The following is a 17,434-nucleotide window of genomic DNA, read 5'->3' as shown; positions in this document are numbered from 1 at the left end:
AATAACTGATTTACTGCTTCAAATTTTATCGCAATAGTTCACTATTCCTCTAAAATTATTCATTGTAAATCAGCTCTTTATTTTAATCTGAGTTTAAAAATTTAAATCGAACTCAGGTTAATTACTTTTTAATGCGACGATAGCTGGCATAAGTATCCAGTATAGCAGTCAGAATAATAAAGATGATCCAATAACGACGGTGTGTTAGCATGGCCCACGCAGCCGGTAGTAATAAAACAGCACTGTATAGCATGATGGTATATACGCGCTGGTTTTCGGGCTTACCTACCATGCGGTTGTACAAGCGAATAGCTACCATAATAACCGCACCACCGGCAAAGCACCAGGCACCGTAAGTTAAGCCACTCATATGCATTAATATTCCTAAAAAAACAAGCGCCATCCCAATGTAGTAGATGACACTCAAAAACTTGTAAATATTCATGAATTTCTTGTATAATCTGGTTTAAACAGTGCAGGCAGTGGCTACTCTTCTTCAACAACAAAAATAACTTCGTCTTTTTTCTTCATCAGGTATTCTTCGCGGGCAAACTTCTCAAGATTTTCAATGTTACTCTGCAGTTCATCCATCTTGCGGTTGTTTTGCTCAATTTCGTTGATATAGTGCTGCTTTTGCTTTTCCAATTGGTTGATGCGTCGGGCAAGTCTGTAGCGATCAATCAGGCTATTCTGATCAAATATGGTGATGTAAACAATAAAAGCCAGTGTAGCAAGAAAAAACTTATTGCTGATAAGTGGTTTAATGTATTTCCTGAAACTCGTTTGACTCATTTTGCCTTGTTGTTTCTGCAAATGTAATGATTTAAGCAACACCATATAAAGGTGAACTGTGATTTATTCAATTGACCATTGTAAATGACAACCGCCTGCCAGATCGAAATGATTTGCCGGCAGGCGGATAATAACCAGAGTTCGATGTTAAATTTGGTGCTCAGGTTAATATTTATTTTAAATCTATTGATACTGTCGTTTTGATGCGATTCTTTTTAAGTATTTGTGTTTTTAGCTGCACCTTTTGAAAGTCTATTTTTGATGAACTCAAAGTTGATGCATCAAAGAACAGAAATTGCGAAGTTTTGCCGGTGAATAGCTCCGGATAGTGTTGCTTCAATTCTGTTGGACTTAATGTACGCTCCAAACCGGCTGGTGTGCCGGTTCCCAGAAGCCATGTGCTGTGACGCGTATTGAGGTAAAGATGTTTATCGCTCCCCAGTTTCTCAGGCTGGAAGGTATAGACATCTTCCGATACTTTTTTAATAAGCTCCAGGTCGTTTTGTAATATACTTAGCAAAGTGGCACCTTTTTGCCTGTTGGGCATGTGAATTGCTGCTTTAAAGTCGGGCATGTCACGGCCATTCAGGCTGCTGTCGGTTACAGCTATAAAGCCATTCCCCAGGTGCTTTGCCAGTTCATCATCAAATGCCAAAAGGGCTAAACGGGCTATAGCACGTTCTTCGCGGTCAAAATCTTTATAATCAAGATAGCTTGCCAGGTTATTTTTGAACGCGGCCAGGTTGGCATTGTAGATGTATAGTGCTTGCGTGTTAGCCGGCAGATATTTGGCTATTTGCTTATCAATTGGCTGATTGAATGATGGAAGCGTTGCCTTGTTGACTGCGATGCTGCTGGCTGTAATCTGTTGCGCATTGGCCGATAGCTTGAGCCATACTTCTTCATAATGCTGCATCAAACCCGCGGTGAGTGATGAGTGCTCATAAAGTTCCGGTATTTCACTTCCAAGCACATTGTAAACATGATAGGGGATGGCACCAGCATGCTGTGGATTGATATACAGCAAAGCACCACAATCATCGGTATGCTCATCAAATACTTCAGTAAAATCAACCTGATGCTTGACCTGACGGCTTAAGGCATTTTTCTCAGTTGCTAAAAGGGCTTTAAAGCTTAAGGCTGAGTTAACCGAGTCGAGTCTGTCCAGCGAATCCAGTTTAAAGGCTATGTCCTCATAACCCATGTCATAGCTGACGGCGGTATGTAGTATATTTATCAGTCGATTGTACTCCTTTTTTAGAGTCCCGTCAATGGGTTCAATCTGGGCGAATATCTTTAATTCAAAATATTCCTTGTTAAACCAAAATATGCCCTTGCGGTATTTACCGCCGTTGATGATAGCGTACGTCGGATTCAGCTCTTCTATGGTCAGGTTGTTTTTTTTTAGTATCTCATCTACCTGACTTAACTGGATTTGTTCAATTCCTCTAAACTGCACTGTATAATGGTTGAAAGCTCCATCTTTGTGTCCGTAGAGGCATACCTCCTTTGCAGATTGGATGAGTTCACTTTTAATGTTAGAAGTAAATTCACTTAAAAACTCAGCGAGCAATTCTGATGTAAATTGGTCTTTGTTGAAGTAGGTCAAAAACATCAGGCTGTCCTTGGAGACATTTTCATAAAGTTTGTGTGCCTGTTCCTGCGCGTGCAATGGCATAATGCAGCTGATAGTTAATAGCAGACATGCCATTAGCTTCAATGTGTTTTGTTTAAAATTCATAATTCTTTTTTTTGGTATTAGAGAAAATATAGACTGTATTGTGACGAATGCTCAATAGCATGCACTATTTGCTAATGAGTGTCAGGTGAGTTATTAAGCGATATCAGCGTGCTGATTTATATTTATGATAATAATCAGCGCATGCAAAACTATCATTTTTTTATCATAAATCAACCGCAAAAAGGTTTGATATTGCGTACTATTCTTTTGCAGTGTTCAGTAGGAGGGGATGAGTGAATAGTAACCAGGAGTATGTTGCCAGAAGAGCCTGGTGTAACTAAAGGGAGGAGTAAAAAAAAGCCCCGTCACCGGGGCTTTTTGAATTATTCTGCTAAGAAAGGATATTTAAAATCGTGTGGCGGAACAAAGTTCTCCTTAATGGTGCGTGGGCTTACCCAACGCATCAGGTTAATGGCCGAACCTGCCTTGTCATTTGTACCCGAACCACGAGAACCACCAAATGGCTGCTGACCTACAACGGCGCCTGTTGGCTTATCATTGATGTAGAAGTTACCAGCTGTGTCAACCAATCGCTTGGTAGCTTTTTCAATAATGTAACGATCCTGTGCAAAGATACAACCTGTTAATGCATAGATAGAAGTAGAGTCAAGGATATCCATTGTTTCCTCAAACTTGCTATCGTCGTATACATAAATAGTTAATACCGGGCCGAACAACTCTTCTTCCATCGTGCGATACTTTGGATTGGTTGTAAGTATGATAGTAGGCTCAATAAAATAACCAACCGACTTATCATGGCCACCACCAAGAATCACTTCAGCTTCATTACTTTCTTTTGCTTCGTCAATAGCACCGGCTAACAGGTCAAAAGAAGTCTCATCGATAACGGCGTTTACAAAGTTGCTGAAATCTTCAGGAGGCCCCATTTTTACTTCTGCCATCTGCTCTTTTACATAGCCAAAAATTTCTTCCCAGCGACTGGCTGGCATATAGGCACGAGAGGCAGCTGAACATTTCTGTCCCTGGTATTCGAAAGCACCACGAACAATAGCAGTGGCCACACCTTTAGCGTCACATGATTTGTGTGCCAATATGTAATCTTTACCGCCTGTTTCACCTACGATGCGTGGGTATGTTTTGTATTTGGCAATGTTATCACCAATCGCTTTCCAGGTGCTTTGGAATACACCCGTAGAACCGGTAAAGTGGAAACCTGCGAAATCAGGGTGAGAGAAAATTTCTTTAGCAGCTACAGGACCAGAAGCATAAACCAGGTTGATAACACCATCAGGTACACCTGCTTCTTTGAACAATTTCATTAAGAAATAAGCCGAATAAACAGCAGTCTTCGATGGTTTCCATACAGTTACGTTACCCATCATAGCAGGAGCTGTTTGCAGGTTACCAGCAATAGAAGTAAAGTTAAATGGTGTGAGTGCAAACACGAAACCTTCCAACGGACGGTACTCAACACGATCCCAGATGCCTGGCGCCGATTCTGGCTGACCAGCATAGATTTCGGTCATGTATTGTACGTTGAAGCGGAAGAAATCGGCCAGCTCACAGGCTGAATCAATCTCGGCCTGGAATGCATTTTTTGACTGACCTAGCATGGTAGCTGCATTAATTAACTGACGGTAAGGGCCAGCTAATAAATCAGCTGCTTTTAAGAAGATAGCTGCACGGTGCTCCCAGCTCAGGTTAACCCACTGCTTACGCGCTTTCAATGCTGCGTCAATCGCCATGTGCACATGTGTCTCATCTCCCTGGTGATAATGACCTAGAGTATGTGCGATTTCGTGTGGTGGGTGAATACGTTTTGTATTACCTGTTCTGATTTCTTCACCTCCAATAAACATTGGGATGTCAAGCTCTTGCGAGCGAAGCTCTTCCAACATCTTTTTTAGCTCGGCGCGCTCGGGTGTACCCGGAGCGTAGCTTTTAATCGGCTCATTAACAGCCGGCGGTACTTGAAAAATTCCTTTTGGCATAGATTTTATTTTTTTGGTTGTTACAATAGTCAAATGTATGACCTTAAACGAATAGATTCTAATCCAAAATCATCTGAGTGAAACAAATCTATGAAATAAAAAAGCCGATGTACATGAAATATGTCAGGGTTTAAAATGAATTTAGATAATATTTATCAGCTTTTCTTTTTGCCAGCTTACGATTTAAAGCATTGAGAGGAAAGCTAAGTCCGCTAACTGCATGGTCATGCGAGATTGTGCTTTGAGCCAGACGGCACTTTACTTTGGATATTTTTTAGCTTAATTTAGCTAATGCGTTAACCTGCAATCTATAAGCGATTCGTATTATCTGGTTTGTTAAATTTAATTCGAAAGACATGAGAAAAATTATCAAAGCTTTCACAATGCTTGTGGGCATTGTGATGATGACTCAGGCCTGCTCATACATTGATAAGATTGGAGGAAAGGCCGACCTGCTCAATAAGCTTCATGAGAAACGACTTGAGGTGGGGCGTGCCTTATTGGAAGTAACATCAGGTGGTGTTGATGATGTGCTTCCTTACTACTCGGACGATATTGAATACCACGATCCGATTGTGGATATCTACGGCATTGACCACATGACCGGTTTCCTTAACCAACTCATCGAAGATTCTTCGCCAGATTTGAGAACAATTGTTGTGGATGAAACCCTCATTGATGATATCTATTCGGCCACCTGGATAATGGATGGCAGTTTTAATGGCATTCCCTATGAAGCCAAAGGTATTTCTATCTTCAAGTTCCGGCCTAACTCCTTTCAGGTGTACTACCAGCGTGACTACTATTCCGAGGGCGACATCATGGCAACAATAGATGGTATGGATGAATTGATGGCTGTTTTCAGGGCACAGTACCGGTGTGCGGTGGATCCAACCTTTGACTGCCCATTTCCTCCGGTTAGTTCAGTTGACCAATTAAAATCAAGCAAAAAGCTCATAAAAGAGCAACTAAGTGTCGGACGTCAGCTTATTGAAATGCATGCGGGGAACTGGACCGATGTGCTCCCTTTCCTGGCTGACGATTACGAGTATCACGACCCCATTGTCGATATTGTTGGACCAGAAACAATGGCTCAGTTTCTGGCACGTTTATTTGCAGGATCATCGAACCTTTACACGATTGTTGAGGACGAAACCGTGGTGGACGATATTTATATGGCAACCTGGACCATGACAGGCTTGTTTAACGGCGCCGAGTTTAGTGCTCCCGGTATGTCAATAGTTAAGTTTGTTGAAGGAACAAGCGACGTTTATTACTCCAGAGACTACTACTCAGAGGGTGATATAATGCTGGGAATTCCTGAGCTTGCTGAAGCCGTAATGGGTTTCCGTTACTATTACCTTTGTGCGGTAGATCCGCAGTATGATTGCCCGGCGGCACCTTAGTAACTGACCGTACTGATCTGAAACTATTTACCAATCAAACAGGTGACGAGGCTGTCCATTTTTTTTGGGCAGCTTCGTTTTTGCGGCTATTGCAAAAGTGTGATTTTTTTAATTAAAGGTATGTCTGTAACATGCAGCTTTATTAAATCTAAGGTGTAGTTGGAAGTGCCAAGTGCATCACGCATACGGACTAGCGAGCTTTTAGATGGAAGCATCGAAAAGCTGAGATAGATAATCTTCAATTATTGCCGAAAAGCTTTTAGGGTTGCCATGTCATTCAACTATTTGCTGAGGCTATGTTTTATTGAGTTGGATATGTTAACACCAATCAACCGCTCGTAGTTATCACCCACACTTCTGTAATATACATAGATGATATAATCATTCTCAGTTTGCACAAAACTACCTTCAAATCGCTCCACCTCTGCTTTGGTGTGTCCTTGCTCCAGAAAATGATACTGGTAGTTGTAGAAACCTTGTTTCAGTAGCAGGGTTAATTCATACATATGCGTATTGAAATTGTATTCCATGCGGTTGTTGGAATTCAGCTGCCAGTCATTTAAGCCGCCTGTTACATATATGTGTCCATCTACAAAGGGTGCCTGAACCGGTAATCTGAAATGTACATACACATAATCAGCTTCAATAACCGGATCGCGGTTTTCTTTAACATCAACGTAATAGCGGCCATTAAAATCTTCGCGATAGAAATAGGGTTTTCGGCCCATTAACTTATCCGGAAACAGCGTAAAGTGATAGTGGGGATCAAAAAACGAAATCTCCGAAACATGCTCAGGCGCAAAGCGGGTGCTTCTTATATCCAGCCAGCGATATTCATTACCGCCATCAAACAGGTTCTCACGATTATAGGTATAGTCCAGTTCTTCGTTGCGTATAAACAGGGGTTTCAGATTATCAATCTGGTTATCCCAGCGCCCGTTTTGCTGAAGTACCACTTTTAATTCTTCGCGCGGATTATTAATTCTGAAATTGGGATGCAGTATGGTAAAGTTAACTTCCTGCATCGACCCCCTAAAATTGGAGTTGGAAGTAAACTTGATGCGCGGCAAGATGCTTACCATTGATTCTGTCACATAAAACGGACGAATCAGCACAGGTTCATCCTCGCGGCCCAATTCAAATATTTTAATGATGTAGTTGCCCGATAGCTTCAGCTTGATATCCTCGTTGGGAAAATCGAGCTGGTAGTGAATGTAGTCAAAGGTGGTGTTAAAAGAATATTGGTAGTCATCCACCGAGTTCGGCATAAAGCCATCAATGTATTCAGTTTGCATCAGGTTTGACTCTTCCCAGTCCGAAGTGCAATGAATAATCCTGTATTGATAGTTTTTTGATTCGTAGGCAAAATCATCAAAAGAGAGGGTAAGCTGTTCGCTGGGATACAGGTTGATAATAGGTTGCGACATGCTCCAACCTTTCTTATGCAACTGAACGGTACGTATGTGCGAAGCGGTTTGAACCGGATTATTGGCCATGCTGGTAGTCCAACTCAAAACACAGATAATGGTGCTACTCAAAAAGCGTTTTAGCATTGCGGAAAATGAGCTTAAAAAAGGATGGAAAGTATCTATATATTTATAAGTGTTAAAATAATCCATGTCAATATGTGTTTTTACAAACGCAATATATATGGATTAGTGATAAATTTATGTACTTTTGCGCGTAAAAATAAAAAAACCGTTTTTCAAACATGTCAGAGGTAATAAAAATCAAAAAAGGTCTTGATATCCAGCTGGCCGGCAAAGCCGATAAGGTATTCGGGCAAGCTGAATTACCCGAGCTTTTTGCAGTGAAGCCTACCGATTTTCACGGTGTGGTACCAAAAATGGCTGTCAAAGTTGGGGACAAGGTGAAAGCGGGTACAGTTTTATTTTTTGACAAGTATCGTCCGGAAATAAAATTTGTGTCTCCTGTTAGTGGAGAGTTGGCTGCGGTTAACCGTGGCGAACGCCGTAGAATCCTTGAAGTAGTCGTTAAGGCTGATGGAGCAGACGAAAAAGAGCAGTTTGGAACTGCCAACGCTGCCGACCTTTCAAAAGAACAAGTAGTTGAGAAAATGCAAGCTGCAGGCTTATGGCCGTTTATTCGTAAACGTCCGTATGATGTAATTGCTAATGCTGACGAAACACCTAAAGCATTCTTTATTTCAGGTTTTGACAGTGCTCCTTTAGCACCCGATATGGACTTTGTTCTATCTGGTCAGGAGGAAGCTTTGCAAGCTGGTATTGATGTAATTAAGCGTTTGTGCGACAACGTTCATGTTGGTGTACAAAATGATGCAGCTTCAAAGGTGTTCAAAAACCTGAATGGGGTAACTGTTCACACCTTCAGCGGGCCACACCCTGCCGGTAACGTTGGTGTGCAAATTCACCACACCATGCCTATTAGTAAAGGTGAGGTAGTATGGGTAGCTCAACCGCAGGAAATCATTGCCATTGGTAAGTTATTTACCGAAGGTATTTACGATGCCAACCGCATTGTTGTATTGGCTGGCAGTGAAGTTGAAAAGAAGGGCTATTACCGTACCAAGTTAGGCGCCAGCATCTCTACATTAGTGAAAAACAATGTAAAAACTGACGATACATTGCGTTATATCAGCGGTAATGTATTAACAGGTACTCAAGTTGAAGAAGATGGCTTCCTTGGAACATATCATTCACAGGTAACCGTCATTCCTGAAGGTGATTATTACGAATTTATGGGATGGGCTATGCCTGGTTTCAATAAATTCAGTATGTCACACTCTTTCTTCAGCTGGATGTGTAAAAAGAAAGAATATCGCCTGGATGCTAATATGCATGGTGGTCTTCGTTCGTTTGTGGTATCAGGTCAGTATGATAAAGTGCTGCCAATGGATATTTTGCCAGAGTTCTTATTCAGAGCCATATTGGTAGAAGATATCGATAAAATGGAGCAACTCGGTATTTATGAGTTAGCCGAAGAAGACATCGCTCTTTGTGAGTTTGTATGTACTTCAAAGCAGCCGCTTCAAGCCACTTTACGTAAGGGTATTGATTTAATGATTAAGGAGTTGAGTTAAATTAGTCAGTAGTCAGAAGTGTGAAGACAGAAGAGATTCGTCCATTGCCTGCTGACTAATAACTATAAAACTAATATACATTGAAAGCGTTAAGAAATTTATTAGATAACATCAAACCTCACGTTCAAAAGGGCGCGAAGTTTGAAAAGTTTCATTCAACCTTCGATGCTCTTGAGACCCTGTTTTTTGTTCCCAATACAACGAACAAAAACGGCGTTCACATGCGCGATGCGATTGATTTGAAGCGTACCATGGCAATTGTCGTTCTGGCATTAGTTCCGGCATTGCTGTTTGGTATCTGGAACACCGGTTACCAGCATTTCCTCGCATTGGGGCAGGATGCATCATTCTGGGAGATGATTGGACACGGAGCCTTAAAAGTATTACCAATTGTTGTTGTATCATACGGCGTAGGTTTGGGTATTGAATTTATGTTTGCCCAAATTCGCGGTCACGAGGTACAGGAAGGATTCCTGGTTTCAGGGATGCTGATTCCATTAGTGTTGCCTGTTGATATTCCGTTATGGATGGTAGCTGTAGCAACAGCTTTCTCAGTAGTGATTGGTAAAGAAGTATTTGGTGGTACAGGTATGAACATCTGGAACCCGGCTTTAGTAGCCCGTGCATTCCTTTTCTTTGCCTATCCATCAAAAATGTCAGGTGACCTTGTTTGGATCTCTGGTTTAACCAAAGGCGAAGGTGTAGTAGATGGTTTTTCAGGTGCTACATCATTAGGACAGGCTGCTTCGGGTATGGCGCCAACTCACTCAATTGCCGAGAGCTTCTTAGGGATGATTCCTGGTTCAATAGGTGAAACATCTACGCTGGCTATTCTGATTGGTGCAGCTATTCTGATTTATACCGGCATTGGTAGCTGGAAAATTATGGTATCTACCTTTGCAGGCGGTTACCTCATGGGGCTGTTGTTCAACCTTTGGGGTGCCAATGCTTTGATGCAGGTTGATGCTATTCACCACCTGTGTTTAGGAGGTTTCGCCTTTGGTGCTGTATTTATGGCAACTGATCCTGTATCAGCCACACGCACCGAAAAAGGTAAGTGGATTTACGGATTCCTGATTGGATTCCTGGCGATTATGGTACGCGTGTTTAACCCGGCTTATCCTGAAGGAGTGATGCTGGCCATCCTGTTGATGAATACATTCGCACCATTGATTGACCACTACGTAGTACAAGGAAATATCAAACGTCGTTTAAAACGAGCTAAAGTAGCTGCCTAAATAATTAGTAAAATGGATAGACAAGGAAATACTTATACTTTTCTGTATGCATCTGTTATGGTGATTGTGGTAGCGGCTATCTTGGCCTTTTTAGCACAATCGTTAAAACCAATGCAGGATAAAAATGCGGCCGTGGCCAAAAAGATGGATATCCTGAAGTCGGTGCAGATTGAAAGTACAGCAGCTGATGCTGAAGAAAAATACAATAAATACATTGGTGAGAATGCTTATGTGTTGGACATCAACGGGGAGAAGAAAGCAGGATTGGAAGCTTTTACAGTTGATTTAGCCAAAGAAGTTAAGAAGGGCGACGATGAGCGTGCTTACCCGATTTATGAGTGTAAACTGGATAATGGACAAACTAAGTACATCATTCCGGTAAGAGGTAAAGGTCTTTGGGGACCTATCTGGGGATATGTATCGTTGGATGATGATAAGAACACTGTGTTTGGTGCGACCTTTGGTCACAAAGGTGAAACACCTGGATTAGGTGCTGAGATCACAACCGATATGTTCCAGAAACCTTTTACAGGTAAAAAACTGTTTGATGAAAACGGTCAGTTTGCTTCCATTGAAGTTGTGAAGAAAGGACAGTCACAGGGCGATCTGCATAAAGTGGATGGTATCTCTGGTGGTACTATTACCAGTGTTGGTGTTGGTACTATGTTAGAAGACTGCCTGAGTGGATATGAAAAGTTTTTAAAGAACTAAAATATTGTGACGATGAGTAGTGAAAAAGAACCTTTGTTCTCAGCCAAGAATCTGAAGCTGATTACAACTCCTCTGGGAGCACAAAACCCCATTACCATCCAGGTACTGGGTATCTGTTCTGCTTTGGCGGTGACAGTTAAATTGGAGCCGGCCATCGTATTGTCGATCTCTGTGATGTTTGTAACTGTATTTTCTAACCTGATTATATCGTTATTGCGTAATACCATACCTGCACGTATTCGTATTATTGTGCAGTTGGTTGTGGTAGCATCGCTCGTAATCATTGTTGACCAGGTGCTGAAAGCCTTCGCCTATGAGGTGAGTTTGCAGCTGTCGGTATTCGTTGGTCTGATTATTACCAACTGTATTATCATGGGACGTTTGGAAGCCTTTGCATTGGGTAACAAGCCATGGCCATCGGTATTGGATGGTATTGGTAACGGTGCCGGATATGGTTTTATCCTGATAGTGGTAGCTTTCTTCCGTGAGTTGTTAGGAACCGGTTTCCTGACATTACCAGGATTGGGAGCCATTCAAATTATACCTGATGTATTTTACCAATGGGGATATGCCAACAATGGCTTTATGATTTTGCCTCCAATGGCTTTGGTTGTTGTGGGTATCATCATTTGGGTACAGCGTTCACGTAATAAAGATTTGATAGAATCGTAATTGTAAAAAAGCAGAAAAATGGATTATATAAATATATTTATCCGGTCAATCTTTATTGATAACATGGTATTCGCCTACTTCTTTGGTATGTGTTCATACCTGGCAGTATCAAAAACCGTGAACACCTCATTAGGACTAGGATTGGCTGTAACATTTGTACTAAGTATCACTGTGCCGGTTAACTATTTGCTTAACGACTATGTGTTGGGTGAAGGTGCTTTGGTATGGTTAGATAACCTATTAGGATTAGAAAATAAGTTTGCCACTTATGATTTAAGCTTCTTAAGCTTCATCATGTTTATCGCTGTTATTGCCTCTATGGTGCAGCTGGTTGAAATGGTGGTGGAGAAGTTTGCACCGACTCTATACTCACAACTGGGTATCTTCTTACCGCTTATTGCTGTAAACTGTGCCATCTTAGGTGGTTCGTTATTTATGCAAGAGCGCGAATATGCTAACCTTGGAGAAGCCACTGTATTCGGCGTTGGTTCGGGTATTGGTTGGTTATTAGCTATTGTTGGTATTGCTGCTATCCGCGAGAAAATTCAATATTCTGATGTGCCTGCTCCACTGCGTGGTTTAGGTATCACTTTTATTGTAACCGGATTGATGGGTGTGGCATTTATGAGTTTCATGGGAATTCAGTTGTAAAAAATAAAAGTATTAGAAATGACATTATTAGCAATTGATAGTACAGTAATTTTTACCAGTGTGGCGATTTTCCTTTTGGTGATCCTGGCTTTGGTATCTATCTTATTGTACGCTAAGAAAAAACTGATGCCATCGGGCGAAGTAACCATCAACATCAACGATGGCGAAAAAGAGTTGGTGGTAGAGCCGGGTCAAACCTTGCTTTCGGCATTAGGTAATAATAAAATCTTTTTACCATCAGCTTGTGGTGGTGGTGGTACATGTGCTATGTGTCGCTGTCAGGTAGATAGCGGTGCAGGTTCAATTCTACCTACCGAAACTGGTTATTTTACCCGTAAAGAGCAGGCCAACAACTGGCGACTAGCTTGTCAGGTGAAGGTGAAAGAAGACATGACCATGCAGATCCCTCAGGAAGTGATGGGTATTAAGAAGTGGGAATGTGAAGTGGTATCTAACGACGGCCAGGCTACCTTTATTAAGGAGTTTGTGGTGAAGTTACCTGAAGGTGAAATCTTAGACTTTAAATCGGGTGGTTACATCCAGATTGACGTGCCTAAGATTGATGTTGACTTCAAGGACATGGATATTGAAGACGAGTATCGTGGCGAATGGGAGAAGTTTGGTATGTTCGACCTGAAGATGAAAAACCCGGAAGCAACTTATCGCGCTTACTCAATGGCTAACCACCCTGCCGAAGGTAATATTGTGATGTTGAACATCCGTATTGCTACACCGCCGTGGGACCGTGTTGCCGGTAAATTCATGAATGTTAACCCAGGAATATGTTCTTCATTCATCTTCTCGCGTAAGCCAGGTGACAAAGTAACTGTTTCGGGTCCTTATGGTGAGTTCTTTATTAAAGAAACAGACCGTGAGATGATGTTTATTGGTGGTGGTGCAGGTATGGCACCAATGCGTTCACACATCTTCCACCTGTTCCACACCGTTAAAACTGGTCGCAAGGCTACGTTCTGGTATGGAGCTCGTTCGCGCAAAGAGATTTTCTACGAAGATCAATTCCGCGCTATCGAGAAGGAGTTCCCGAACTTTAAGTTCACAATTGCGCTTTCTGAACCTTTACCAGAGGATAACTGGGATGGCGCTACAGGCTTTATCCACCAGGTGATTCATGACGAGTATCTGAGCAAGCATGAAGAGCCAGAAGATATCGAATACTACTTATGTGGACCTCCAATGATGAATGATGCGGTAAATAAAATGCTGTATGATTTGGGAGTGCCCGACGAGATGGTTGCCTTTGACGATTTCGGATCATAAATATATAAGCCCCTTAATTGGGGCTTTTTTTTGCTCTTGTCTTTACTGAATACCTGAGGAAGGTCAGTGCATAAATACGTTAGAATGGACCTTAATCGTCCATTTAAATCATTAAATTGCACACCAAATCTTAGCACGTATGAAAGGTATTTGGGCGATTATTTCACTTCTGTTTTTGTGTTTATCGGTTTATGGGCAGTCTCTTCAGCAAGATTTAAACCGGGCCAGTAATCTGCAGGAAACCAATCCCGATAGTTGCATCCTTATTTCATACGAAATCTTCACTCAGCTTAATGATAATCAACGTATCGAAAAGGCTCATGCTTTATGGAATTTGGCCCAGGCCTACCTGTATAAGCACAAATACCATTCAGCACTGTTATATGCTTTCAAAGGCGAAGAGTTATTCGCAGATAAGGATACGGCCATATTACATCAACGAATTAAAGCTACCACAGGTTGGATTTTTTACGATATTGGGAACTATAAGCAGGCAGAGCCCTATCACCAAAAAGCTCTGGATATTGCCCAGTTAAGGAATGATTTAAGCAGTGAAATTGTTTATACAAACGCATTAGGTTTAAATGCCCTCAATCTTAACCAATACCAAAAAGCATTGGGCTTGTTTCAAAAAGCACTTTTCCTGTTATCGCGCATGGACCCTGTAAATAAATCACTATTGGCAACGGTGCAGAATAATATGGGAGTTGTTTATGTCAGATACGAAGATTGGGGAAAAGCTGAAGAGTCATTGCTTCAGGCTATTGATAATAGTTCTGGTCATGCCTCGGCACTTATTGAAACCTATTCATTACTGGCCAAAGTATATTTAAGTACGCATCAATACAAAAAGTGTAAGTACTATTTAGATGCGGCAGAAGAGCTTAGTTATCTTACTTCCTATAGTTTTAGCCTGATAGAGTATTTCCAAATCAGGCATGAATACGAGTTCATTGCAGGCAATTTAAGTGCCGCCTATCGCTATCAGAATAAATACATTCAGTTGTATAAAAAAATCAACAATAACGACGCTCAGGAGGTAATGAATTACCTGATGAGTGTTCAGGATGAAAAAATAAAGCAGGATGAGCTTCTTATAAAGCAGGCGAGGGAGATTGCATTTAATCGGCAAGTACTCATAATTGTTGGCATCATTTCTACCCTTGTTATTATTGTTGTGCTGTATTTAATGTTTCGGTCAAAGGCAGAGAAAGCCTTGCTCAAACAACAGCTGCTGAGTCAGGAACTGGAGAAAAAGGAGCAGCAACAAGCCGAATTGAGCCACAAGCTGGCCTATAAAGATGAAGCTATTGAGACGCTAGCATTGACCATATCGCAGCGAAATGATCTGGTGAAGAGTGTAGCCGAAGATGTGAGTAAATCATCGTCTGATGAGCTGAAAGCGGCCTGGAAAAAGTTTCAATTGGAGTTCGACCAGTATACTGAGTCTTCGATGCTGTCAGAGGAGTATATTAAGGAATTCAAGTTCCGGCTGAAGACCAAATTTCCATCCTTAACCGATAAGGATATGCAGCTGATCATTGATATTCGCAAAGATCTTACTTCAAAAGAACTGGCTGATAAATACCACGTGGAAGTGAAGTCCATTGAGATGAGCCGCTACCGCTTGCGCAAGAAGCTACAGCTTGAAAAGGGCATTCAACTCAAAGATTTTATCATGAAAATATAGTTTTGATGTAGAGTTTTACCTCTACACAGGTTGATAAATAGCTTTATTGTGAGATAATGTTATAATTTGTATGTTATTGTAATATAGTGTGATGTAGCTGTAGGGGCTTGAAGAACTGAATTGTATAGATTTCATAGAGGTATAATATTGGGGTTTTTGATTTTTGCTGCGCTATTTAGCAGTGTGAAAAAAGTATCAACTGACAATTTTATCCACAATGAAAAAGCTACTTTCTGTTTTTGTACTGGCACTTATTTTGGTTGCATGTCAAAAGCATCAACCCAAACAAGTTGTTATAGATCGCAGCAACTATCCCAATGTATTAAACTTAGCCGGTTCTATTAAACTCCCGCAGGAGGATAATGTAGCATCGTTTTCTGACAAGGGAACCTGGCACTCATTTAGTTTAATTGAAGACGATAACCTTGAGAAGGTCGGAAGTTTTGTAGGGCCATACCTCATGCGCCAGCAACGTAGCTTCTGGCTGAGCCCATCGCTGATAGGTCTTCAAATCAAGGATGTGCAGGCGGATAAGTTTATTGATCTAAGCGCCTCCAAAAAGGTTCAAAATACATTTTACCCTGGTATACTTCAGCAATCATTTAGCATAGGCGAACTGGAGATCAGCTTATCGCTGTTGAATACCAATGAACGCACCACCATTGTAACAGCAGATATTATCAATAATGGTGAAACGAAAGAACTGCAATTCGGTTGGAAAGGTGAAGTATTTGCTGTGATGAATAATGGAATGAGTCAGCATGATAATAGAGTACTCATAAATATTCAGGATGAGGAAAATGCTCAACTTATTTTTAAAGACAGCAATATAACCTTGACTGATAGCTGTTATTCATACCTTGAGGCAGCTGTAAGCATGAAGCCAAAACAAAAAGCAACTGTTACGACTGCTTTCACTTACACCTTTAACCAGGAAGAGTTAGACCAATACGCTGCAGAAGCTCTAAAAACAATAGATAATGTTAATCCTGCAATAGAACAAAACGAGCAACGCTGGAACGCCTATCTAAAGACTTTATTGAAAGGTTCTGACAAGGCATTGCTCGATGTGAATAAGTACGATAAACTGGCGGTAAAATCCTTGCTCACACTGATGCATAACTGGAGAAGTGCTGCAGGCGATATCTATCACCAGGGAATTGTCCCATCCTATGCAGCTAGTTATTTCCAGGGCTTATGGGCCTGGGATTCATGGAAGCATGCTGTTGCCATTGCTCCTTTCGAAGGCGAGCTGGCCAAGGACCAGATCCGTGCCATGTATGATTACCAGAACGAAGAGGGCATGATTGCCGACTGTTTCTTTCGGGATTTGGATATTGAGGGTGTCAACTGGCGCAATACCAAGGCTCCTTTATCGGCATGGTGTATCTATGAAGTGTATGAGCAAACCCAAGATCTGGAGTTTCTTAAAGAGTTATATCCTAAGTTGCTGAAATACCATGAGTGGTGGTATATTAACCGCGACCATGACCAGAACGGCCTGTGTGAATATGGTTCAACCGACGGGACGCGTATTGCGGCAGCCTGGGAAAGTGGCATGGACAATGCCGTACGTTTTGACGATGCTATCATCATGGAGAACAAGCCGGGCGCCTTCTCGCTTAATCAGGAGTCGGTAGACTTGAATGCTTATCTGGCGCAAGAGAAAAGATATATTCAACAGATTGCCGGCATCCTTAAGGATGATGAAACAGCTGAAAAATATGCCCGTGAAGCAGAGCAACTGAACAATCAGATTCAGGAGGTGATGTACTGTTCCGAAGATGGGTTCTATTACGATGTGGAGATGAAAAGCCAGGAGAAAATCCGCATACAGGGACCCGAAGGCTGGGCTCCGCTTTACAATAAAGTGGCTACATCTGAGCAGGCTCAACAAATTAAAGAGGTGATAATGGATAAGGAGCGTTTTAATACGCCAATGCCATTCCCAACTCTGAGCGCTGCACACGAAAAGTTCAACCCTGAAAAAGGTTACTGGCGTGGGCCAGTATGGCTCGATCAGGCCTATTTTGCCATTGTTGGATTAAATAATTATGGCTTTGAAGCTGAAGCCCGTCAAATGGCTCAGAAGATGGTGGAAAGTGCCAAAGGATTGGCATTCACACAGGAGCCAATTCGTGAAAACTACCATCCAATAACTAAGGAAGGACTCAATGCTGAGCATTTTAGCTGGAGTGCTGCCCACATTTTGATGTTGTTCTAGATTATTAACAGACACAAT

14 protein-coding genes are annotated in these 17,434 nt (G+C 41.7%); 9 read left to right on the top strand and 5 right to left on the bottom strand.

Annotated features, from left to right (window positions below; genetic code table 11):
- Window positions 1-121 precede the first annotated feature (121 nt).
- The 4 genes from KEM09_RS15950 to pruA form a co-directional block, all read right to left on the bottom strand.
- Entirely contained in the window at window positions 122-445 is a 324-nt protein-coding gene (locus KEM09_RS15950; RefSeq protein ID WP_212229804.1) for a hypothetical protein, read from the bottom strand.
- Between the two features lie 41 nt (window positions 446-486).
- Entirely contained in the window at window positions 487-792 is a 306-nt protein-coding gene (locus tag KEM09_RS15945) for an FtsB family cell division protein (RefSeq protein ID WP_212190438.1), read from the bottom strand.
- 172 nt (window positions 793-964) lie between these two features.
- Complete coding sequence (locus KEM09_RS15940) at window positions 965-2,533, bottom strand: hypothetical protein (RefSeq protein WP_212229803.1); 1,569 nt, start codon at window positions 2,531-2,533, stop codon at window positions 965-967.
- A gap of 323 nt (window positions 2,534-2,856) precedes the next feature.
- Window positions 2,857-4,485: an L-glutamate gamma-semialdehyde dehydrogenase gene (pruA, locus tag KEM09_RS15935; RefSeq protein WP_212229801.1), complete on the bottom strand. Its 1,629-nt coding sequence runs from the start codon at window positions 4,483-4,485 to the stop codon at window positions 2,857-2,859.
- A gap of 356 nt (window positions 4,486-4,841) precedes the next feature.
- Here pruA and KEM09_RS15930 point away from each other — a divergent pair, with 356 nt between their 5' ends.
- The gene (locus KEM09_RS15930) at window positions 4,842-5,891 is read left to right on the top strand and encodes a nuclear transport factor 2 family protein (protein WP_212229800.1); all 1,050 of its coding nucleotides are present in this window, start codon (window positions 4,842-4,844) and stop codon (window positions 5,889-5,891) included.
- 281 nt (window positions 5,892-6,172) lie between these two features.
- Here the strand turns inward: KEM09_RS15930 and KEM09_RS15925 are convergent, their stop codons facing one another.
- Window positions 6,173-7,444 (bottom strand): type IX secretion system plug protein, encoded by a 1,272-nt coding sequence (locus tag KEM09_RS15925; protein WP_212229797.1) that lies wholly within the window; start codon window positions 7,442-7,444, stop codon window positions 6,173-6,175.
- A 158-nt stretch (window positions 7,445-7,602) separates the two neighbouring features.
- Here KEM09_RS15925 and KEM09_RS15920 point away from each other — a divergent pair, with 158 nt between their 5' ends.
- The 8 genes from KEM09_RS15920 to KEM09_RS15885 all read left to right on the top strand — a co-directional run bounded on the left by KEM09_RS15920 (window position 7,603) and on the right by KEM09_RS15885 (window position 17,416).
- A complete protein-coding gene (locus tag KEM09_RS15920; protein ID WP_212229795.1) occupies window positions 7,603-8,952 on the top strand; it encodes a Na(+)-translocating NADH-quinone reductase subunit A in 1,350 nt (449 codons plus the stop codon).
- An 80-nt stretch (window positions 8,953-9,032) separates the two neighbouring features.
- A complete protein-coding gene (locus KEM09_RS15915; protein ID WP_212229793.1) occupies window positions 9,033-10,190 on the top strand; it encodes an NADH:ubiquinone reductase (Na(+)-transporting) subunit B in 1,158 nt (385 codons plus the stop codon).
- Window positions 10,191-10,202: 12 nt separating this feature from the next.
- Window positions 10,203-10,901 carry an NADH:ubiquinone reductase (Na(+)-transporting) subunit C gene (gene nqrC / locus KEM09_RS15910; RefSeq protein ID WP_212229791.1) on the top strand — a complete coding sequence of 233 codons (699 nt, stop codon included), beginning with the start codon at window positions 10,203-10,205 and terminating at the stop codon, window positions 10,899-10,901.
- A 12-nt stretch (window positions 10,902-10,913) separates the two neighbouring features.
- Window positions 10,914-11,573 (top strand): NADH:ubiquinone reductase (Na(+)-transporting) subunit D, encoded by a 660-nt coding sequence (locus tag KEM09_RS15905; protein ID WP_212229789.1) that lies wholly within the window; start codon window positions 10,914-10,916, stop codon window positions 11,571-11,573.
- Between the two features lie 18 nt (window positions 11,574-11,591).
- The gene (gene nqrE / locus KEM09_RS15900; protein ID WP_212190456.1) at window positions 11,592-12,224 is read left to right on the top strand and encodes an NADH:ubiquinone reductase (Na(+)-transporting) subunit E; all 633 of its coding nucleotides are present in this window, start codon (window positions 11,592-11,594) and stop codon (window positions 12,222-12,224) included.
- A gap of 18 nt (window positions 12,225-12,242) precedes the next feature.
- Entirely contained in the window at window positions 12,243-13,502 is a 1,260-nt protein-coding gene (gene nqrF / locus KEM09_RS15895; RefSeq protein ID WP_212229787.1) for an NADH:ubiquinone reductase (Na(+)-transporting) subunit F, read from the top strand.
- A 139-nt stretch (window positions 13,503-13,641) separates the two neighbouring features.
- Window positions 13,642-15,192: a tetratricopeptide repeat protein gene (locus KEM09_RS15890; RefSeq protein WP_212229785.1), complete on the top strand. Its 1,551-nt coding sequence runs from the start codon at window positions 13,642-13,644 to the stop codon at window positions 15,190-15,192.
- A gap of 217 nt (window positions 15,193-15,409) precedes the next feature.
- Window positions 15,410-17,416: an MGH1-like glycoside hydrolase domain-containing protein gene (locus tag KEM09_RS15885; protein ID WP_212229783.1), complete on the top strand. Its 2,007-nt coding sequence runs from the start codon at window positions 15,410-15,412 to the stop codon at window positions 17,414-17,416.
- The last annotated feature ends 18 nt before the right edge of the window (window positions 17,417-17,434 follow it).

The sequence above is a fragment of the Carboxylicivirga mesophila genome, assembly GCF_018271975.1.
Taxonomy (GTDB): domain Bacteria; phylum Bacteroidota; class Bacteroidia; order Bacteroidales; family Marinilabiliaceae; genus Carboxylicivirga; species Carboxylicivirga mesophila.
The sequence above is the reverse complement of the archived record's forward strand: the minus strand, read 5'-3'. Positions and strand labels throughout refer to the sequence as shown.